We start from the raw sequence: 20,566 nt of genomic DNA, 5'->3' as shown, positions 1-20,566 counted from the left end.
TCTTTTTTATTATAATCTAATAAAAGACAGTTTTCAAAAAAGAATAATCAGAATTACTTGTGTTTTGACACTATTAAGTTTGGCTATACAATATAGCGTAAGACCCGATTTGTTTTTTAAATTCAATTTATATGAAATATTTATTACTTCTTTTTTATTAATAATTTATGCAACATTTCATTTATATAATATGTTGAATGATAAAAGAGTATTTTATTATATCAACGTAGGGATTTTGTTTTATTTGTTAGGGAGTACTATTTTATTTTTAGTGGGCAATTTATCAATAACGCTAAGTTCAAAATATTATAAATTACCTTCGCGTATAAATTATATATTGTACATTATCTTTCAATTATTTATTTTAATTGAATGGAAGAAGAGTTTTTCTAAAAAAAATAATCTTGTAAATTAACTTTGTAAATTATACAAGATTTTACATTCAGATAAGTGTGATTCTTATTATAAGGGATAGCCATTATAAATAAATGATCTTCGTCAGGACTTAAGTTTTGATGAAGATTTTTTATTTTACAACATATTTAATTACTCTTTAAAATTATCCAGATAAAATAAGATATATTTGAATTGTTAAATTTGTATATATTTAATAAGCAAAAATCCCAAAATACCTATGAATTCTAATCCGATTTCTGAAAGTGAAATTGTTGCTACAATTATATTTAGTTGTTTGGCTTTTGTACTAATGGGAGTTGTTCTTGTTATGTTTTTTTATTTTTCGAGAAAAAAAATAATAAAAGAGAAATTAGAAAAAAAAGATTTAGAAATTCAGTACCAAAAAGAGCAAGTACAGGCAGTAATTATTATTCAAGAAGAAGAGCGCAAGCGAATAGCACAAGACTTACATGATGATATTAGTTCGAAACTGAATGTTGTTTCATTAAATAGCCACTTATTAAACACACCAAATTTAACAGAAAGCGAGATAACCGAAATCACCGGAAATATTATTAATCTAACTGCTAAAGCTTTAGATAGTTCCAGAAAAATTGCCCATGGATTATTTCCACCCGTATTAGAAAAATTTGGATTGCATGCTGGTATAGAAGAATTATGTCTGGAGTTTGAAAGTAGCAAGACCATATCAATAGATTATCAAAATGATATTGAGTTTGATGAAAATGATAAAGATAGGCACTTGCATATTTTTAGAATTTTGCAAGAACTCATGAATAATTCATTACGACACGGTAAGGCTACCAAGATTTCGATTGCTTTTGAAGAAGAAAATGGAATCAAAAAAGGAATATATTCTGATAATGGAATTGGATTTGATTCTAAGAACTCAGAAAATCAAAAAGGACTTGGGATGAAGAATATCGAAAGTAGAGTTTCTTTTCTAAATGGAAATTTGAATGTAGAATCAGCTATTAATAGAGGAATTTCAGTAGTTTTTACTTTTTAAACCAGATTAATGGCTATTTAAGTTTACATTTTTTGTATTTTCGTAAGATAAATTACTTGTTTTGCAATTGTCTGTTTTTAATTCATTAAAGTAGTAAGCTAATTATTGATATTCCTGATAAACAAAATGAAAACTACAGTAAAAATAATATTAGTTGATGACGAAATTTTATTTCGCAAAGGAATAGTATTTTTATTGGAGAGAGAAGAAAATTTAGAAGTCATCTTTGAGGCCTCAGATGGAACCGAACTAATTTCATTTTTGGAAAGATCAAGTGACCAACCCGACATTGTCATTATAGACTTAAAAATGCCTATTTTAAATGGAGTTGAGTCTACTAAAATTATTCATAGAAAATTTCCGGAAATTAAAGTCATTGCTTTAACGAGTTATGATACCAAATCTTTTGTTGCAAATATGATACAAGTTGGAGCAGTATCTTATTTAATAAAGAACGCTACTCCAAAGGATTTAATTTTTACAATTAATGAGGTGAGTAAAATAGGGTACTATTATAATGATAAAGTACTTAAAATTATACATGAAATAGGAAAAGCAGGTAAAAGTACCAGATGCAATTTAGATACAAATTTTCTTTCTACCCGTGAAATAGAAGTGCTACGATTAATCTGTTTGCAAAAAAGCACAGCCGAAATTGCAGAAGAACTTTTTATTAGTCCCAGAACTGTTGAGGGGCATCGTAATAATTTGTTACTTAAAACAGAGTCTAGAAATACAGCTGGATTAGTAGTTTATGCTATTCAAAATGACATTGCAGTACTTACAAATTAATATTTTTTAATTACTTCCGCTACTAGCTAAGAACTGGATAGATAAAACATAATATAAAATAATGGTTAGTATCAATAAACAAGCTCCTATTTTTCGAATTAAATTTGTAAGCCTAGGTTTATTATTTGCTTCATTAAGTTTCATTGTATGGGTTTTCATGGTCAATTGTTAATAATTTAATAAAAACAAATTTAGCTAGAGTTATCCTTACATTTATGCGTGTTTATACGTGTTTTTATAGAAAACCAATAATTGTTTAGTCTTGTATTAGAATAGACTAAAATAAAAATAGATTTAAAATGAAATATTATATTGCTTATGTTCTCTTCTTTTTATTATCATTTAATGGAAGAGCTTCGTTTATTTTACTTCCGATGGACGAAACAACACAGCAAAACCATCTAAAAGCGTATGGAATAACGTATTGGTGTTTAAACAAAAATTACAAAGCGAGCTGGTTGCTTAATTATCGTGGGGGTTCCTTTTTGTTACCTGATACAGAAGAAATTCGTAAAGAATGTAAAATTAGAGGAGTTAGTTTTGAAGTACTTTCAGATAGCGAAGAGAATTCTATTTTAAATGAAATTTCAAGTCCTTCTCAGAATATGGAAACAGTAATTCTTGAGAAAGCTCCAAAAATAGCAGTTTATACACCCAAAGGAAAACAACCTTGGGATGATGCAGTTACCTTAGTATTAACATATGCTGAAATTCCTTTTACCCCAATATATGATGAAGAGGTTCTAAGCGATCAATTATTATTGTATGATTGGTTGCATTTGCATCATGAGGATTTTACAGGACAATATGGAAAGTTTTATTCAGCCTATAAAAATGCACCTTGGTACATAGAGCAAAAGAAAGATGCCGAAGCATTAGCAACAAAATTAGGATATGATAAAGTATCTAAAGAAAAAGGAGCTGTCGCAAAAAAAATTAGAGATTTTGTAATTGGAGGAGGGTTTATGTTTGCAATGTGTTCGGCAACAGATAGTTTTGATATAGCTCTAGCTGCAGATGGAGTAGATATTTGTGAAGCAATGTTTGATGGAGATGCGAGCGAACCAAATTATCAATCTAAGTTAAATTATGCTAATTCATTTGCTTTTAGAGACTTTACTTTAGAACGTAAACCAGAGATATATGAATTCTCGGATATTGATATGACACCAAAAAGGAGAGTGCCAATGGAGAAGGATTATTTTACTTTAATGGAGTTTTCGGCAAAATGGGATCCAATACCAAGTATGTTATGTCAAAATCATACACAATTAGTAAAAGGATTTATGGGACAAACAACTTCATTTGATGCAGAATTTGTAAAATCAAGTGCTTTAGTTATGGGTACATGCGAGATTAACGGTGAAGTACGATATTTACATGGCGAAAAAGGAAAAGGAATGTTTACTTTTTTCGGAGGACATGATCCCGAAGATTTCCAGCATAAAGTAGGTGATCCACCAACTGTTTTAGATTTGCATCCAAATTCTCCAGGCTATCGTTTAATTTTGAACAACGTATTATTTCCTGCTGCTAAAAAGAAAAAACTAAAAACATAGTTTTTAGTTTAAAGAAAATTCCATCCATATTGGGATATGATCAGATATTTTTCGAGCCTCTTTCAAGGAATCAAAATCTTTGTAAAAATGAATTATGCCTTTATTTTTTATTTTGATTTTCGAAGTTTGATAGAAAATATTATCAAACTCAGAAGCTAAGCATAGGTTATTAATACATTTTTGTTTCAAGGATGTTTTTTGGTTTTCTAAAATCGGTTGATAATCCATTTTCTTCAAAGGATTAAAGACAGTATGAGATTGCGGACAATTAAAATCACCTACAAAAATCAAGTTTAGATTAGGGTATTGTTGAGGTAAAAACTTAAAATATTTAATTTCTGTTTCAGGTTGTTTACTTTTTGTAATAGCATGAAAGCTTACTATCGTAAAACTTTTGCCATCTTTTTCAAAAGTAGCATAATAAGGTTCACGATCTATTTGTCGCTCGTATTGCTTTTCAAGCCAAGGTTTTCCTTTTAATTTTACTTTACTTGTTTTCCAAATAAAAGCATACCGTTCTGTTTTGTATGCACTACTGCTTGTTGGATAACTAATAGAGTAATCCCATTTAGCACCTTTTCGATTAAGTTCATCGGCTAATCTCGCAACAGCTTGTGAACCTCCATAGCCTGCAACAACTTCTTGAATTGCAATAATGTCGTGATTTTTAATCGTATTAGCAATAAAACTAATTTCTTGATCAGATTTTGATTTGCCAAAGTTTTCGATATTCCAGGAAAGGATTTTGGTTTGGGAAAAAAGTAATGAAGTGAATATAAAAAATAGGGCAGTAAACGGGATTCTCATTTGTAAGGATTAATTTTCAAATATAAAGATTATCCTAGAGTTATTTAGTCTTCCCACCCACAAAGTGTTAGTCCGTATCCTTGGGCTTGCTTCAAAGAAATTTTGGTTACTTCCTGTTTACAAGAACTTAAACCACGGCAAGATTCCTTGTAATGGTATTTTTTTGCACCACTTGCACCACATACATATACATTGGTTTCTACCATACTAAATGAGGTAAGTGTTGTAAATAAAACTAATATAATGACCTTCATATTTTTTTGTTTAGTATTATCTCAAATTAATCTGCAACCAGATTGTATTCATTTCCGTTTTCGTCAGTAGCTTTTAATCTTCCATAACCAATCCATTCTGCTTTTATATCAATTTCTTCGTCATTATTATTTATGATTATCCCAGCCCCATATTTATTTTCAATATTTATGATTCCAGTGACTAAATTACCATCTTGGTCATAACCATTTACGTCATAAGTATATTCATAATTGCCAGATATACCAGTACGATATTCGTACTGGTAATTCATATCTTTATGGTACGTTTTAGCTTCTTCGGGAGTGATAGATTTTACATCATCGGGAGTAATTACTTCTTTGTAAAACGTTTGAGGTTTGTTTTTTTCTACCTTAGGTTGCCCATTTTTACATCCTGCGAATACTAAAATAAGACAGCAAATTATAAATTCAAGTTTAGTAGTGATGTTTTTCATTTTACTTATAGTACTTTAAGTAATATTGATATAAATTTAAAAAGGAATAGTACTTTTAAAACAGGTATTTAGATTACGTTTTAAATTGTCTAATTTTTCAATATGAAATCTTTAATTATCTTATCCATGTTTGAAGGCAAATCTGCATTTTTAATTTCAAAGTGCTTTATTTTCATTTCTGTAAGCCATTTACTCCAATATGCTTTGATAACTTTTTCTTCGTAAGGAGTATTTTTCTTTGGATTTATTCCTAAAACTAAAACTTCTAGATTTGATAAATCATTATCTATTTTTATAAACCCAAAATTTTGATCTTGTAATTTATTTTGCCAATCCTTAGTATTTAAGCCATTTCTGCGTATTAGTTCTGGGGTTATATAGGACGTTAAGTTTTCTTCTCTTATTATTGTACCATCATAAAACATGTAACCATCAGTGAATAATATGAGTATATTTCTGTATCCATTTTCAATACATTGGTCTTGGACTTTATTATCAAAAAAATTCCATATATCTGAACCTATATAATTGTTGTCCTTTATTGCTGAGGCATATATTTTTGAAGTTTGGGATACATAATTCGAGTTTATCGAATTCAAAAAGTCTTTTGACACATTGTTTTTATCAATTACTATCCTTAAATTTTTAGAAATAGAATTAATTTCAGAATTTAAAGGTTCTGGGTTAAAAAATAATTGCATTTTATCGTCAATCTGTCTTATTCTTTTTGATTTCAAGTGCTGAGTAAAGGCTTCGGAAATAGATTTTATATAGCCCAAGTCTCGTTGATAGTATTCCATTGTCGGATTGGGATTTTTTTTAAGACTAATTCTATCTGATAAATCTATTAGTATACTAATATTGTAGTTTTCCGTTGTTTCATTTTTAATGGAATCTACTTTTTTTTCTTTAGTAGAATTCTGTGTACACGAAAGGTTAGAAAGTAGTAACAAATATATTATGATTATTTTCGGAATGTTTTTCATAGCCACTAGTTTTTAGAATATACCAAATGTTGAAAATCTGGATCGATTAAATTTAATTTACTTAAATGTTCTTCAGAATGAAGTTCACAGTTTTCTAATAATTCTGTTTTTTCTTTATATGGTAATGCTATTTCGGTATTAATGGCTTGAAACCATCCTTCTTTATATTGATGATGGTAATGAAGATATTCTTTTACAGGGAAGACAAAGCCATCAATTTTTGATTGTAATTCTGATATTTTTCCATTAGTAGTAATTACTTGTTGTTTAAAATCGTTGATTTTATTATTAATATCAGTTTTTAAATTTTCTAGATCGATTTGTTTTTCTTTTTTGCCTCTAATGAAAGCTCTTATTTTATCAATGTTTTCAAATTCTTTCATAACAAAATCAAAAACAAGTCCCCAAATAATATAAACTACAAAGCCCGCAAATATTATCATCCAAAATTCAGCTTCGCCTAATGCAATGTTTAAATTATATGGAGATGAATCTGTGGTTTTATTGAACTCATATATTTTCTTTTCAATTTGATAAGCCAACAAGGCATCAAATAAAAATGTTGTAATAAATAATGCAATCATTCTGAAAATGTTTTTTAGGCCTTTTCCTTTTTGTACCATATGAATAACATAACCTAATCCCATAAATACGAACGGAATTGTAATAACTAGAATACCTTCTAGCCAACTTGCTTCAAAAGAATTTGTTAATGCATCTGCATCAAAAATTGCAGCTGTTAAACTATCATTTGAAAATTCTTTGAAGAAAGCAGAATATGATGCTGAAATATAAAAGACTAATACATAAAGAGTAATAGGTAATAATAAAATTAATCCAATATAAAATTGAGCTTTTAATCCTTTCCCATCTTCAATACCATATTTGTCAGGATTACGTTTTACTTCGATTATTTCATTTTTGATAAGATCAAGGTTATCATTAATATCTTGTTCTTTCTTTTCATATATTCCTATTGCAGCTTCAGATTTTTTAAGTTCTGTTCTATTTTTTTCCTGTTCTTCTCGATAAGGCTGTTTTAATCTTTCTTGTTCTAATTTTTGTTTTCGGCATTGATCTTCAAAACTCATATATAAATTTTGAAGGCATGCTTTTAGGACGATAGGTTTTCCAGTTGCTTTTACAGATGCCGCAAAACCACTTTGGTAGTAGGTAATTCTTATTTGCTCTCTGTCATTTTCATTTTCTTCAGAAGTATTTACTGGAGTTTCTTCAACTTTTTTTAAACTAAATAATTGTGTAAGTGGCTTCATAACTTAAGAGTTTAATTGACTAATAATTTCTTCTTTTTGAATGTTTTTTTGTACACAATCAATGAGATAATGTGTTAATTCATTTATATTTTCATCTAAAAAATTAAAAATCCGACAATATTTTTTGAGCATATTTATTTCGTCATCAGTAATTTTTTCATCTGCCCAAATTATTCGGGCAAAATCATACAAGTATTCAATACGAGTATTTAATTCGTCAGGAATACATAATTCAGTATTTATCGGGTTTAGAAAAAGTTTATCAAGTTCCTCTTTTGGAATTCCTCTTTCATCAGCAAAATGATATAGCATTTGAAGTTCTAGTACATCAAATTTATTGTCAGATAATGCCATTTGATATAATCTTAAAAAATGGCTTTTTAATTCTAGTGTTATCATTGTTTAGAATATTTATTTAGATAAATTTTCACACGCGATTCCATCTCCATCAGAATCTAAATTTTTATAACATTTTTTGTTGTTATTATAAGTAGCTTGTGCCTGTGTTTGAGTTGAGAAATCTCCACAAGTTTTTGTTGGACAAGTTGAGTTTGTAGTATTGCTTGTTTCACTGGTAGAATCTGATGATTCTGAACAAGAAATCGCAAGGCTAAATAATATTATTAGCATTAGTAGACAACCGTTGTTCTTATTGGAGAACTTGGATCTTGTATTTGTAAAATGTCCTTGAACATATGTTCCATCTTTTTTGTAATATGCTTTTCTATATCCCATGATATTAATGTTTTATAATGTATATTAAATATGTTATTGCTCCGGAGAATGCAAATAGTAGCATGCAACCACTATTCTTGCTCTTAGTAAAATTATTTTGATAGTTTAGTCCAGATATACCTGTTCTAATAGATAATCTTTTAGGACTGATAGTTCCCATACTTGTTTTTAAACTTGGAGAAATTCCCGATTTACTTATGTTTATCCCAAATCCTCCTCCTAGTTTAATTCTTTTTTGAAATCGAAAACCCATAATAGTTTATGTTGTATGGCAATCATTTGAGCAGCTCTTGCATCCATTTGATTTTGGATAGGTTTTTTTTGCTTCAGTTACTGCTAGTTTGCAGTTTGAAAATTCTCCTAAATATTTTCTATTTGCTAGAATTGGCAAAAAAATGCAATCTGCTGTATGAACTTCATGATCACCATTCGATTGTGCGTTTTGGTTTACGTAGTATTTTTTCATGTTTGATTTTTTAGTTAGTTGTGTTGAAAATTAAATATCTAGAAGCCTCTTCCATAAAAGGAGTTAAATCTATGAATGAAGCAATTTAATGCTTCATTACTTTCTTTTTTTATAATGATTGTTGGTACTTGAGTTTTTATATTTCCCTCCTTTATGCGAACTTCCTTTTCCACTTTTATAATGACCTTTTTGAGCATCAATACTATTACTTAATAAAAAAAAGAAGAGTGTGAATAATAGGGCTAATTTTTTCATAGATTTTTATTTTAAATTATTAATACATCAAACTTAAGCTCATTGTAAAATAGTTTATTACGGTTTTCCGCATTCAATAAAATAATAAATGAAAATAAAATAGTTTAGTTTTAAAGGGGAGTTACAATAATCAGAAGAAGATTCATGAAAGTATTCAAATTGGTTTATACTTTTTTGTATCTATTTATAATTGCAAGTATGAGTAGTACGATTAGAAAAGCCAGTATTGCTGGAATGAAAAGTAACTTCCAATCTATATCAATATATCCCGATATAGCACCTAAAAGTGCTATACCAAAAGATAGTAAGAAACAAAGAAGAGTTGTTTTAAGTATAATTTTGTTTTTGGGAGAGATACTTCTTGTCAAACATTTTTTTGACAGAAGTATAAAATAATTGCTCTTCATAAAATAAGTTTTGGAAAGCCAAACTTATAAATCGGCAATAGAGTATCCTTACGGAAATCCGTAAAGAAAGTAAATGAAACAAAAGAAGAGTTTATATCAAGCCCAAATCTTTGGCAATTGCCACAAGATGTGTTGGGTTATTAGCTTTAAAGTAGACTTTAAGTTTATTAATGCGTTTTTCAATTGTACTTTTACTATTAGGAGTAATACCAACTTCTTTAAATTTAGCTTCCATACTATCCTGAGAAACACCTATCGAGAGATATTTAATAAGTTGAATATCATAATTGTCTATCTCATTGGTTGTTTTATCCTGAAGAATATAGTTTAATTCTTGAGGAAGATATTTCTTATCCGTATCGAAAGCATTTTGTATCGCTTTCTTTAACTCAGGGATACTATTACGACCTTTCATTACAAAGGCATTGATATTATATTTATCGAATAGAGACTTTATACGATAGGCTTTATCTTCAATAGAAAACGCAATTATCTTTATTTCAGGGAATAATAGCTTTACAGCAGCAATAAGTTCTTCACCCGAATTTAGATTAGTTTCTCTATGATCAGGTTTAAAGGATAAATCAGTTATTAATAATTGATAAGGATGATTATCAAGGAGACCTTTTTTTATTTTAAGTACAGCATCATCGCAATATTTAGCATATTCTATTTCGGGAACATTTAGTTCTTGGAGAACTTGTACAACTGCAATATCATTAAAATCTATATCTTCGGCTATTAAAACTTTTGTAAACATATGCTTATATTATTTTGGAAATGAAATTTTGGCTTTTAACCCTTTGTTAGGCTCAGATTCAAAAGTAAGAGTTCCTTTTATGCTTTGAATACGGTTTTCCGCATTTTTAAGACCATTTCTTAAATTCATTTTTTCACCAAAACCAACTCCATTATCAGAGTAACTTATTTGTATTTGTTTATCATTTTCTTCAAAACCAATAACAACAAAACTACATTGACTATGTTTTTTCATATTAACAAGCAATTCTTGCAATACTCTGTAAGTTGCGATTTTCTTTTCAGATTCAATTTTCGACCAATTAATATCATTATTATCCTTAATAATTACGTTTACATTACTTCCGTTATAGCTAGATAACATTTCTTTTAATTCACTTTCAAAGTTTTCTCCAGTATCTATCATACTGTTTTGCCTGGATATATTTCGAGTTCCAGAATAAATAGTATCTAAATTTGAAAGGAGAATTTCTCTGTTCTCATCTGTAGATAAGTCTTTTGTTTCTGCCAAAACGATGGTGTGGTATACTTCATTGGCAAGTTCATCATGTAGCTTTTTCGAAATTCTAGTTTCAGATTCGTAAATAGCAGCAGTCTTTTCTCGTCTTCCTTTTGTAGTTAAATAGTAATAAAGAAACAAAAGCGAACCCAAAACAAATCCAACTACAATATATAAGGTTAAATTTCTATTTTTTGCTTTTTCTAATTGTAAAGCATTTTCTGCTTTTTGGGCTTTTAAATGGAGATTTTCTTCGCGATCTTTTTTAGAATCATATTTTATCTTTGCAAATTGATTCTTTGCTTTTTGCCTTGCTTTGGTAATGCTGTCGTTAATTTTCAAATAAAGAAATGTTACCTTTTTTAATTCGTTATTTTTTGCATTTTTAATTAAAAAAGTTAATGATGTCAGACGGTCATCAACATTATTTATTTCTGTAGCTTTCTCATAGGCTAAATTAGCATATTGATTTGCAAGAATGCTATTATGATTAGAGTAGTATTCTGAAAGATGATTATAACTACTGGTTATTCCAAAGTCATCATTTATTTTTTTTCTTATTGTTATGGATTGATTTATATATTCTAAAGCTTTTGGATTCCCTAACTTATAATACGCAAAACCTAAATTATCTAGTATTCTAGCATGGTTTTCAAGGTTGTTTGCAATTTCTTTTTTTTGATTTAAGTCATTAAGAATATTTGCCGCTTTTGTGTAATCTGTTTTGCCCATATATGCAACTGCAATATTGTTTTTAAGTACATATTTAGGGAGATCTACTTCAACATATTTTATAGCTTGATTATAATTATAAATAGCATCATCATATTCATGCAATCTTTCATAATTTATACCTAGTATATTATACACAGCACACTTATAATATAAATTAGTTGTTTTTGTAAAATATGGGATTGCTTCAGTGGCATTAGTTTCACTCCCAAAATAATCACCTTGTATTTGCTGGGTAACGGCCATTTTTAATAGAGAATAAATTATTTTTTCATTCTCATTTGGATTACAGACTTGTTTTGATTTATTGTAATAATAGAAAGCACTATCATAAATTTGATTATTAAAATGGTTATCGGCTAATGCTAAAAAATTACTGTATTCAGTATTGATCTTTGTTTGGATAATTGTATTCGATTCTTTTTTACAAGAAAACAATTGGATTACGACAAAAATAAAAATCGGGAAATGGACTTTTTGAAGTTTCATTTCCCGAAAATACTGAAAATTAATTAAATTGAGGATTTATATTTAATTAAGAAATTTATTATGGTTTTGGTGGAGGAATTGGAGTTTGTCCGTTTTGCCCACCACCACCTGATTCGTCTGGAGCATCTGCCGAAATTGTTAATTTGCTTTTGCCTGTTGTTTCATCATCATCATTAGTACATGATACAAATACGATACTAGTTAATACAAAACACGATATTGCTATAATTCTTTTCATCTTAGTTATTTTTAAAATTTGACATAAGTCGCCCCATCCGATTTCTGAAATCGAAATTTTGAACTGATTTTTCAAACCGCTTCTGGCGGAATGTTTCTTGTTTTTTTGAGGGAAGTAAAGCGTGTAGAAACAGTATGATTTTTATTTATACTTCCCGGATAAACTCCGTCTTACGGTTTTACGCACTTTTTTAAAGAACTAGTTTTGTACATTTGTTTTAACCTGCAGATTAAACCGGTAACTAATTCTGAGGCAAAGAAATGACAGCTTTGGCGGGGCATTGAGATGAAATTCCAGTAATGCTGACAATACTGCTGATTGCTGCAAAATGTTTAATAATTCCGATAAATGCTTATGAGTAAAATTACTTTTGAAGAATATAAAAATGCTATAAAAGCAAAATACCAAACTTATAAATTGGAAGAACCTACGGGTATTTTGTTGAATCTTTCACCTGCGCAATTGCGAAACTTATGTTTAATTACTTTTGATAAATCATTATCAGTAAATGATGAAAAAACATTTAGAGTTTTTCTAAACACAAAAGAAGGGGAGGATTTAAGGAGAGCTATAGAGAGATTTGAAATTGCAAAATTCCGACCTATTATTTCTTTTTTGACAGGAGAGAAAGAATCAGATAATAGTGCGAGAATTGAATTGGCAGCAATTTTGGTAGATTTTGAGAAGAGACCATATAATAGGTTTTTAAGAGAAGAATTGGTTACAAATACACCAAAATCTGGTTTGAGTGAGATTTCAGCACCTATCAAAAAAGAGAATGAATCTCCATTTGTCAATAATGATGTTCAGATTAATTCTTTTGTTGGAAAGCCAAATGAGCCAATTCCACCTATTAAGAAATCATATTTAATCTTATTGACATGCATTTTTATATTGAGCGGGTCATTTGCAATCTGGAGTTTTAATGAAGAAGAAAATTGTATGGTTTGGAATAAGGACCATTATGAAGAAGTTCCTTGTGATGATGTTTCAAATACAATGACATTACTAAGTCCTATAGTAATGAAGAAAGAAGAAGGGTTGATTTCTAATTTTAAAAAAATTAAGGCTTGCGATACAACAAGTTTTTTTAAAATGGGAAAGCCATGTATTTGGTACGGGAAGTCATTCGATGGTACTTATGAGTATTTTACAGCTCCAGGATTACATCCAGAAACAGGAAAGACATTAAGACCAATTACACAGTATATGGTAGATAAACATATTCTAGAAAAGGATGAGAAATAAGTTTTGACATAAAGTCACAATATCAGCCTAAAGCAAAAAAGTCAATCGATAGATTGGCTTTTTTTGTTTGTTTTACTTTCTGAAAAACAGGTGTTTATACGTTTAAATAAGTTCTTTTATTATTGTTCTTTTATTCTGACCTAATTGGATATCATGAAAAAGATTCATGAATAAGCAAATATCATTGAGAGTATATAAACTCAATCATACAATTAGAAAGCAAATACCTAACTAAAAATAAGTTATCCAAAGAGCTGATTTTCAAATTGATTAACGATTATATCAAAACGGTACATACGTAATTACATTTTTTATTTAATAATTTAAAACGATATTCAATGGACTTTAAAATGCAACTAGAACAAATTGGTCAACAGCCAGACATGATTCTTATTATTACAGATGAGCAAAGAGCAACACAACAGTTTCCACCAGGTTGGGAAGAGAGAAATCTTCCAACACTTGCATTTCTAAAAGAAAACGGATTTAGTTTTGATAGAGCTTTTTGCAATACCTGTATGTGTTCCCCAAGCCGGGCTACATTATTTACAGGAATGTATCCTGCTAAGCATGGAGTTAGTCAGACATTAACAGAAGGAGGACTTTTATCGCCACAAGAACCCACACTCGATAATACATTACCAAATATTATGAATGTACTTTGGGCAGATGGATATGATGTTCAATACAGAGGAAAGTGGCATATGAGTAAAGGAGTTGCTCCCAATGGCACAAAGACCAATTATGATGATTTAACACCAGCCGATATTTCATTATTCGGGGCAATGGGCTGGATAGCTCCAGATGCTGGCGAAGATGTAAACCCGTTGAATTTTGGTGGAGGTTATGCAAATCATGATGCAAGATATACTGCAGAAGCAATACAATATTTGAAAGAAGTAAAAGTAAGGAGAGCGGCAGGAGATTATAAACCATATTGTCTGATCCTTTCATTAGTTAATCCACACGATGTTTTGGCCTATCCAAAATCTGCTGGCACTTCAGGATACCATCCAGATAGTTGGACAGGTAGAGAAATTGAACTACCAGTAACAGTAAATGAAAATTTGCTGGAGAATAAGAAACCGATGGCACAAGAACAAATTTTAATTAACATGGCACTTAGTTTAGGAGCAATAGTAACACCAGAAGAAAAATTAAATTATATTAACTTTTATGGATATTTGCTAAGTCATGTTGACAAAGAAATTGGCTACCTAATCAAAGAATTATACAAAGAAGACGAAAACGGAAATAAATTAGCAGACAGAGCAATTGTAACATTAACATCAGATCATGGAGAAATGGGATTAGCACATGGAGGTTTACGTCAGAAAACCTTTGTAGCTTACGAAGAAGCATTAAGAGTCCCACTTGTAATATCTAATCCTATTTTATTTAAGGATAAAGAAACTAAAAAATCTATGGCATTGGCAACCTTGGCAGATATCATGCCTACATTGCTAGAAATCGCCAATGTATCAAATCCACCTACAGGACTTGCAGGTACAAGCTTATTGCCAATAATAGAGGATGGAACACCAGTTCAGGAAAGTATTTTATTTACATACGATGATATTAAGGCAGGGTCAAATAGTAATTGGGCAATAGTAAAAGCAGCTAATCGCATTCGATGTATAAGAACAGAAAAGTGGAAATTCGATTATTATTTCGATGCCTCAAGCGCTTATTTCAAACAATACGAACTATACGATTTAGTAAATGATCCATTAGAAATTACCAATCTTGCTTATGATCCTGGATACAGTGAAATAAGAATGGAATTAGAAGAGCAATTACATCAGCTCGAAGTAGACAAACTTTGGGTAAATGCACCTACAGATGTCTTTAATACTGTAAAATTCAACTAAAAATAATTTAACGACATAGTAATGTAAAAGGGCAAAGGATTAATAATCTAAAAACACACATTATGTCACAAAATTTAAAACAAGAAGTAAATACAGTTACTTATATGGATTTTAATAATCCAAACGGACAAACAACAATACAAGGAATAAGAGGAGTTTCAGAATCTGAAAATGTTTACATAACAGCAAGTTTGTTAGGACAAAATAGCATTGTTCAGGGGCTGATTTATGAAGGCAAGCTATTAGGTAATGGTAATGAAGGAAAATGGCATGTCATTAATTTTCCAAGTACAGCATCACAGATAGTTACCAATACCTCTTGTTATGGGCCTAATAATGGAACTAACGGAAATATACAAATTGTTGGGTCTTATAAAATAACAACATCTACAGGAGGATTGCCAAGCGGAAATCTTGGATTTTATTATGAAGGACCACTTGATGGTTCAGGAATATGGACACCAGTAACCCCAAACGGAGGGAATACAAATAATGTGTTCGTTCATAGCATAATGGGAGGAATTGCAGTTGGGAATTATGATGTAGAAAATGATAAGAATGGATATGCATTTCTATATGATATCAATACAAAAGAATATACAGAATTTAAATTAGCAGATTCATTAACCAATACATTGTATGGTATTTGGCATAATGGAGGTAATAGTTATACAATAACAGGTGGTTATACCAGCCCTAAATTAGGGAAACTGAGTCAGGCATTTCTGGTCGATTATGATTCTAAAACAAAACAAATCAGTAATTTAAAATCGTTTAGTTATAAAAACGAAACAACCATGTCGATAATTACACATTTTGAAGGTATTACAGCTTCTTCCAATAAAGGCTATAATTTGGCTGCCGATTGGGTAACTATAAACGGAGAGGGTAGTGGAGCATCATTTGTTTACGTAAATCGAAATTCTGATGGAACATTTGGAGAAGCGAATTGGATAGATATTGAATTTCCAGATTCAAATATCACAAGTGCTAATACCGTATACAAAAATAATATATTAGGTATTTATGTAGCTAAGAATGATTCAGGTACAACAACTATTTCTTCCTATACAGCAAAAATTGAATAGGATAAATAGCTAATAAATAATAGAACTAAGTTTTTTATAGCATGATATTAAAAACAAAAAGCCCAATCGTAAGATTGGGCTTTTATATAAGTAAGTAATATAAATTGAGTTTATAAAACGTTTATTTTACTTTGTTAAGTACTGCTTTGAAAGCTTCTGGGTGATTCATTGCTAAATCTGCAAGAACTTTACGGTTCAATTCGATTCCGTTAGCTTTTACTTTCCCCATGAATTGAGAGTAAGACATTCCTTCCAATCTAGCTCCTGCGTTGATACGTTGAATCCATAAAGCACGGAAATTTCTCTTATTCACTTTTCTGTCACGGTAAGCGTAGCACATTGCTTTCTCTACCGCATTTTTAGCAACTGTCCAAACGTTTTTACGTCTACCAAAGAAACCTTTGGCTTGCTTCATTATCTTTTTTCTTCTTGCTCTTTTAGCAACTGAATTTACTGATCTTGGCATAATTTTTATGTGTTTTTGTAGATGGCGTCCCGAATTTAATCAAGGGAACTTATCGGCCATACTCCAAGGTTATTTTTAAATTTTTTAACCTAAAGAATTATTAGATAATTCTTAATTGTTGTTTGATGCTTTTCATATCTGTTTTGTGAACTAACGCTGAATGTGTCAAAGCTAATTTACGTTTTTTAGATTTTTTAGTCAAGATGTGACTTTTAAAAGCATGCTTTCTTTTAATCTTTCCAGAACCAGTAACTTTAAAACGTTTCTTGGCGCTAGATTTTGTTTTCATTTTAGGCATTTTTCCTAGTGTTTTAATTTATTCTTACTTACTTATATTTTCAAGAGCTTTAGGCTTTAGGCTTTAAGCTTTAGGCAAAAGTTTACAATAACAGTTTGCTTAAAGCTTAAGACTTATTGCTTATAGCAAATAATTATTTTTTCTTCTTCGGAGCAATGAACATAATCATTCTCTTTCCTTCCAGAACTGGCATAGCTTCTACTTTACCGTACTCTTCAAGATCGGTAGCCAATCTTAATAGTAAAATCTGACCTTGATCTTTATAGATAATAGAACGTCCTTTAAAGAATACAAATGCTTTTAATTTAGCACCCTCTTTCAGGAATTTTTCAGCGTTCTTTCTCTTAAACTCATAATCATGCTCATCAGTTTGAGGACCAAAGCGAATTTCTTTCACCACAACTTGTGTTGATTTTGCTTTCAGTGCCTTATCACGTTTCTTTTGTTCGTAAACAAATTTCTTGTAATCCATGATTTTACAAACTGGCGGCTCTGCATTTGGCGAAATCTCAACTAGATCTAATTCAAATTGATCAGCTAATCTTAGAGCTTCGGCTATTTTAAAAACCCCAGGCTCTATGTTTTCGCCTACAAGGCGTACTTCAGGAACACGAATAAGATTGTTTATTCTGTGTGCATCTTTTTTTTCTACGCGAGGTTGGTAACCTCTGTTGCTTCTTATTGCTATGACTTTATAATTTAAGTTAAACTGTAAATACTTTTAATGTCTTTTTTATTTCTTCGTCTACAATTGCGACAAATTCATCAATTGTAACTGTAATATTTCCTTTACCTTCTTGACCGTGACGACGGATAGAAATAGTTCCATTTTTCTCCTCTTCCTCACCTACGATTAGCATAAACGGTAGTTTTTGCATTTCTGCATCTCTAATTTTCTTACCTATTGTCTCACTTCTGTTGTCAATTAGGGCGCGAATTTCGTGATTTTCTAGCAAATCTAAAACTTTTTTAGCATATATTTCATATTTCTCGCTCAAAGACAAGATTATAGCCTGTTCAGGCATTAGCCAAAGTGGGAAATTTCCTGCTGTGTGTTCTAGTAAAATTGCAATAAAACGTTCCATAGAACCAAAAGGTGCTCTGTGAATCATTACAGGTCTATGTAATTCATTGTCAGCTCCTTTGTAAGTCAATTCAAAACGCTCAGGTAAGTTATAGTCAACCTGGATAGTTCCTAGTTGCCATTGTCTTCCTAAAGCATCTTTAACCATAAAATCTAGTTTAGGACCATAAAAAGCAGCTTCACCATATTCAACCACAGTGTTTAAGCCTTTATCGGCAGCAGCATTGATAATTGCATTCTCAGCTTTTTCCCAATTTTCATCACTACCAATATATTTATCTCTATTTTCTTTATCACGTAAAGAAATCTGAGCCGTAAAGTTTTCAAAACCTAAAGAACCAAATACGTAAAGAACCAAGTCAATTACTTTTTTAAACTCTTCGTCCAATTGTTCCGGAGTACAAAAAATATGAGCATCATCCTGAGTAAACCCACGTACACGAGTTAATCCATGTAATTCCCCAGATTGCTCGTATCTATATACAGTACCAAATTCAGCATAACGCTTCGGTAAATCTTTATATGACCAAGGTCTTACATTGTAAATCTCACAGTGATGAGGGCAGTTCATTGGTTTTAGCAAAAACTCTTCCCCTTCAGCAGGAGTATGAATAGGCTGGAAACTATCAGCACCATATTTAGCATAATGGCCAGAAGTAACATATAGCTCTTTTTGTCCAATATGTGGAGTAACTACTTGTTCGTAACCCGCTTTTTTCTGAGCCTTCTTTAAAAACTGCTCAAGTCTGTCGCGTAAAGCTGCACCCTTAGGTAGCCATAAAGGTAAACCTTGACCAACTTTCTGAGAGAAAGCAAATAATTCAAGCTCCTTACCTAATTTACGGTGATCACGACGTTTCGCCTCCTCAAGAAGTTCTAAATATTCAGTTAAATCTTTTTGTTTAGGAAATGACGTTCCATAAACACGAGTTAATTGTTTGTTTTTTTCATCACCTCTCCAGTAAGCACCTGCAACACTCATAACCTTCATAGCCTTGATGATTCCAGTATTCGGAATATGACCACCACGGCATAAGTCAGTAAAAGTAGCATGATCACAAAACGTGATTGTTCCGTCTTCAAGATTAGAGATTAACTCAGTCTTGTATACGTTATCCTTATATAGTTCCAAAGCTTCAGCTTTGCTTACAGGGCGCATTTTAAATTCATGTTTACCTCTTGAAATTTCAAGAACACGATCTTCAATCTTTTTAAAGTCAGCATCAGATATCTTTTGGTCACCAAAATCTACATCGTAATAAAAACCATTTGAGATAGCGGGCCCTAGAGTTAGTTTAATCCCAGGGAAAAGTTCCTCAAGAGCTTGGGCCATTACGTGAGAAGTCGAATGCCAAAAAGCTTTTTTACCTTCAGCGTCATTCCATGTATATAAAATAAGACTACCATCCGTCGTCAGTGGAGTTTCGGTTTCAATAGTTGTACCATTAAAAGAAGCTGAAATAACGTTTCGAGCAAATCCTTCACTAATGCTTTTCGCAACCTCCATAGGAGTTACGCCAGCAGCAAACTCTCTAATTGACCCATCGGGCAAAGTAATCTTAATCATTGTTTATAATTTTATGAATGCAAATATAGTGGATTACAAAAATACATACAATATATATGTATAAGTTTATACTATATATAGGAGTAGATTTTTATAAGGAGCTTAATCCTGCTATTCACTCCAATCTTTTATGCCGAACCACGGCATAAAAGGATTTCCGCTTCTATCAGGGCTAGGAGAGTAGGTTTGCTAGATAAGCGGTGTTTTATAGTGAAAGAAAATCCTGGTTTTTTGTGATGGCTATTATATTAGGTTAAGGAAAGTAGGTTTGTTAGTTGTATTTAGGAAGATAATGTCTTGATTTCTTCTTTTAGGATAGATATAAAGAAGATCTTATGCAGGTGAGTTATTAAAAAACACCCCGTTTTAATGTAAACCTTGCAAAATTGATGCTTTTTGAATAGTTATTTTTGTCGGAATGATAAATTGTATCAGAAAATACTTAAAAATAGTAAATTTTGTTAAAATGTAAACTTAATATTGTCAGAGTGTTAAGGAGTAAGTCTAGGAATAAACCAAAAATACTCTATAAAAAGTATTGATTATCTATATAAAGGTGGTAGTTTTGCACCCGCAACAACGACAAACGTTCCTTTAAATACTGACAAGCAAGACGAATCAAATTAGAAATAAAATTCTAAAAAAAAAAGATTTAGAAAAGCTTGTGAGAATGGAAAACGGATGTTACATTTGCACCCCGCTAAACAACGGAAAGTTCCTTGAAAGATTGATAAGAAAGAAGAAAACGGAAACGAAAATTTTCCAAAAAAAACTTCACAAATTTCTTGCCAGTTAGAAAAGACTTTTCTAC

At 30.6% G+C, this 20,566-nt stretch carries 25 protein-coding genes; 7 read left to right on the top strand and 18 right to left on the bottom strand.

The features are described from left to right. Positions 1-634 precede the first annotated feature (634 nt). Positions 635-1,426 (top strand): histidine kinase, encoded by a 792-nt coding sequence (locus tag OA93_RS22895; RefSeq protein WP_039116459.1) that lies wholly within the window; start codon positions 635-637, stop codon positions 1,424-1,426. A gap of 126 nt (positions 1,427-1,552) precedes the next feature. Further along, entirely contained in the window at positions 1,553-2,218 is a 666-nt protein-coding gene (locus OA93_RS22890) for a response regulator transcription factor (RefSeq protein WP_039116458.1), read from the top strand. A gap of 6 nt (positions 2,219-2,224) precedes the next feature. Here OA93_RS22890 and OA93_RS25215 read toward each other — a convergent pair whose 3' ends face one another. Beyond that, positions 2,225-2,377 carry a hypothetical protein gene (locus tag OA93_RS25215; RefSeq protein WP_165572134.1) on the bottom strand — a complete coding sequence of 51 codons (153 nt, stop codon included), beginning with the start codon at positions 2,375-2,377 and terminating at the stop codon, positions 2,225-2,227. A 140-nt stretch (positions 2,378-2,517) separates the two neighbouring features. Between OA93_RS25215 and OA93_RS22885 the strand changes: the two genes are divergently transcribed. Next, the gene (locus OA93_RS22885) at positions 2,518-3,777 is read left to right on the top strand and encodes a hypothetical protein (RefSeq protein WP_039116456.1); all 1,260 of its coding nucleotides are present in this window, start codon (positions 2,518-2,520) and stop codon (positions 3,775-3,777) included. Between the two features lie 3 nt (positions 3,778-3,780). Here the strand turns inward: OA93_RS22885 and OA93_RS22880 are convergent, their stop codons facing one another. From OA93_RS22880 to OA93_RS25210, 10 genes are all read right to left on the bottom strand, one after another. Then, a complete protein-coding gene (locus tag OA93_RS22880; RefSeq protein ID WP_039116454.1) occupies positions 3,781-4,584 on the bottom strand; it encodes an endonuclease/exonuclease/phosphatase family protein in 804 nt (267 codons plus the stop codon). A gap of 44 nt (positions 4,585-4,628) precedes the next feature. Continuing rightward, a complete protein-coding gene (locus OA93_RS22875) occupies positions 4,629-4,838 on the bottom strand; it encodes a hypothetical protein (RefSeq protein WP_039116453.1) in 210 nt (69 codons plus the stop codon). 26 nt (positions 4,839-4,864) lie between these two features. Further along, positions 4,865-5,293: a hypothetical protein gene (locus OA93_RS24870; RefSeq protein WP_039116451.1), complete on the bottom strand. Its 429-nt coding sequence runs from the start codon at positions 5,291-5,293 to the stop codon at positions 4,865-4,867. 89 nt (positions 5,294-5,382) lie between these two features. Then, positions 5,383-6,279 (bottom strand): hypothetical protein, encoded by an 897-nt coding sequence (locus tag OA93_RS22865; RefSeq protein WP_039116449.1) that lies wholly within the window; start codon positions 6,277-6,279, stop codon positions 5,383-5,385. 5 nt (positions 6,280-6,284) lie between these two features. Beyond that, positions 6,285-7,553 carry an ABC transporter permease gene (locus OA93_RS22860; RefSeq protein ID WP_039116448.1) on the bottom strand — a complete coding sequence of 423 codons (1,269 nt, stop codon included), beginning with the start codon at positions 7,551-7,553 and terminating at the stop codon, positions 6,285-6,287. Between the two features lie 3 nt (positions 7,554-7,556). Beyond that, entirely contained in the window at positions 7,557-7,952 is a 396-nt protein-coding gene (locus OA93_RS22855) for a hypothetical protein (RefSeq protein WP_039116446.1), read from the bottom strand. A gap of 12 nt (positions 7,953-7,964) precedes the next feature. After that, positions 7,965-8,288: an excalibur calcium-binding domain-containing protein gene (locus OA93_RS22850; protein WP_082001875.1), complete on the bottom strand. Its 324-nt coding sequence runs from the start codon at positions 8,286-8,288 to the stop codon at positions 7,965-7,967. Positions 8,289-8,292: 4 nt separating this feature from the next. After that, a complete protein-coding gene (locus tag OA93_RS22845) occupies positions 8,293-8,541 on the bottom strand; it encodes a DUF4236 domain-containing protein (protein WP_039116445.1) in 249 nt (82 codons plus the stop codon). Between the two features lie 6 nt (positions 8,542-8,547). Continuing rightward, the gene (locus OA93_RS22840; RefSeq protein WP_039116444.1) at positions 8,548-8,754 is read right to left on the bottom strand and encodes a hypothetical protein; all 207 of its coding nucleotides are present in this window, start codon (positions 8,752-8,754) and stop codon (positions 8,548-8,550) included. A gap of 96 nt (positions 8,755-8,850) precedes the next feature. Then, positions 8,851-9,009 (bottom strand): hypothetical protein, encoded by a 159-nt coding sequence (locus OA93_RS25210; RefSeq protein WP_165572133.1) that lies wholly within the window; start codon positions 9,007-9,009, stop codon positions 8,851-8,853. A 144-nt stretch (positions 9,010-9,153) separates the two neighbouring features. On the opposite strand from OA93_RS25210, the gene OA93_RS22835 reads away from it, so the two are divergent. Continuing rightward, entirely contained in the window at positions 9,154-9,405 is a 252-nt protein-coding gene (locus OA93_RS22835) for a hypothetical protein (RefSeq protein WP_131474519.1), read from the top strand. 102 nt (positions 9,406-9,507) lie between these two features. Here the strand turns inward: OA93_RS22835 and OA93_RS22830 are convergent, their stop codons facing one another. The 3 genes from OA93_RS22830 to OA93_RS22820 are packed head-to-tail and all read right to left on the bottom strand — an operon-like array spanning position 9,508 to position 12,133. Next, positions 9,508-10,176, bottom strand: a complete 669-nt coding sequence (locus OA93_RS22830; protein WP_039116441.1) for a response regulator — start codon at positions 10,174-10,176, stop codon at positions 9,508-9,510. A 9-nt stretch (positions 10,177-10,185) separates the two neighbouring features. Next, a complete protein-coding gene (locus OA93_RS22825) occupies positions 10,186-11,895 on the bottom strand; it encodes an ATP-binding protein (RefSeq protein WP_039116440.1) in 1,710 nt (569 codons plus the stop codon). A gap of 58 nt (positions 11,896-11,953) precedes the next feature. Next, entirely contained in the window at positions 11,954-12,133 is a 180-nt protein-coding gene (locus tag OA93_RS22820) for a hypothetical protein (RefSeq protein ID WP_039116439.1), read from the bottom strand. A 354-nt stretch (positions 12,134-12,487) separates the two neighbouring features. Between OA93_RS22820 and OA93_RS22815 the strand changes: the two genes are divergently transcribed. The 3 genes from OA93_RS22815 (at position 12,488) to OA93_RS22805 (ending at position 16,340) form a co-directional block, all read left to right on the top strand. Then, positions 12,488-13,381: a hypothetical protein gene (locus OA93_RS22815; protein WP_039116438.1), complete on the top strand. Its 894-nt coding sequence runs from the start codon at positions 12,488-12,490 to the stop codon at positions 13,379-13,381. Between the two features lie 338 nt (positions 13,382-13,719). After that, positions 13,720-15,252: a sulfatase-like hydrolase/transferase gene (locus OA93_RS22810; RefSeq protein WP_039116436.1), complete on the top strand. Its 1,533-nt coding sequence runs from the start codon at positions 13,720-13,722 to the stop codon at positions 15,250-15,252. A 62-nt stretch (positions 15,253-15,314) separates the two neighbouring features. Then, positions 15,315-16,340 carry a hypothetical protein gene (locus OA93_RS22805; RefSeq protein ID WP_039116435.1) on the top strand — a complete coding sequence of 342 codons (1,026 nt, stop codon included), beginning with the start codon at positions 15,315-15,317 and terminating at the stop codon, positions 16,338-16,340. 121 nt (positions 16,341-16,461) lie between these two features. Here the strand turns inward: OA93_RS22805 and rplT are convergent, their stop codons facing one another. The 4 genes from rplT to thrS all read right to left on the bottom strand — a co-directional run bounded on the left by rplT (position 16,462) and on the right by thrS (position 19,755). After that, entirely contained in the window at positions 16,462-16,806 is a 345-nt protein-coding gene (gene rplT / locus OA93_RS22800; protein ID WP_035633036.1) for a 50S ribosomal protein L20, read from the bottom strand. 100 nt (positions 16,807-16,906) lie between these two features. Continuing rightward, a complete protein-coding gene (rpmI, locus tag OA93_RS22795) occupies positions 16,907-17,104 on the bottom strand; it encodes a 50S ribosomal protein L35 (RefSeq protein WP_022827375.1) in 198 nt (65 codons plus the stop codon). 133 nt (positions 17,105-17,237) lie between these two features. Next, positions 17,238-17,786 carry a translation initiation factor IF-3 gene (gene infC, locus OA93_RS24710; RefSeq protein ID WP_081912486.1) on the bottom strand — a complete coding sequence of 183 codons (549 nt, stop codon included), beginning with the start codon at positions 17,784-17,786 and terminating at the stop codon, positions 17,238-17,240. 22 nt (positions 17,787-17,808) lie between these two features. Then, positions 17,809-19,755 (bottom strand): threonine--tRNA ligase, encoded by a 1,947-nt coding sequence (gene thrS, locus OA93_RS22785; RefSeq protein WP_039116434.1) that lies wholly within the window; start codon positions 19,753-19,755, stop codon positions 17,809-17,811. Positions 19,756-20,566 lie beyond the last annotated feature (811 nt).

Origin of the sequence: Flavobacterium sp. KMS (genome assembly GCF_000813005.1) — a bacterium.
Taxonomy (GTDB): domain Bacteria; phylum Bacteroidota; class Bacteroidia; order Flavobacteriales; family Flavobacteriaceae; genus Flavobacterium.
This window is presented reverse-complemented; position numbering and strand designations above follow the sequence as displayed.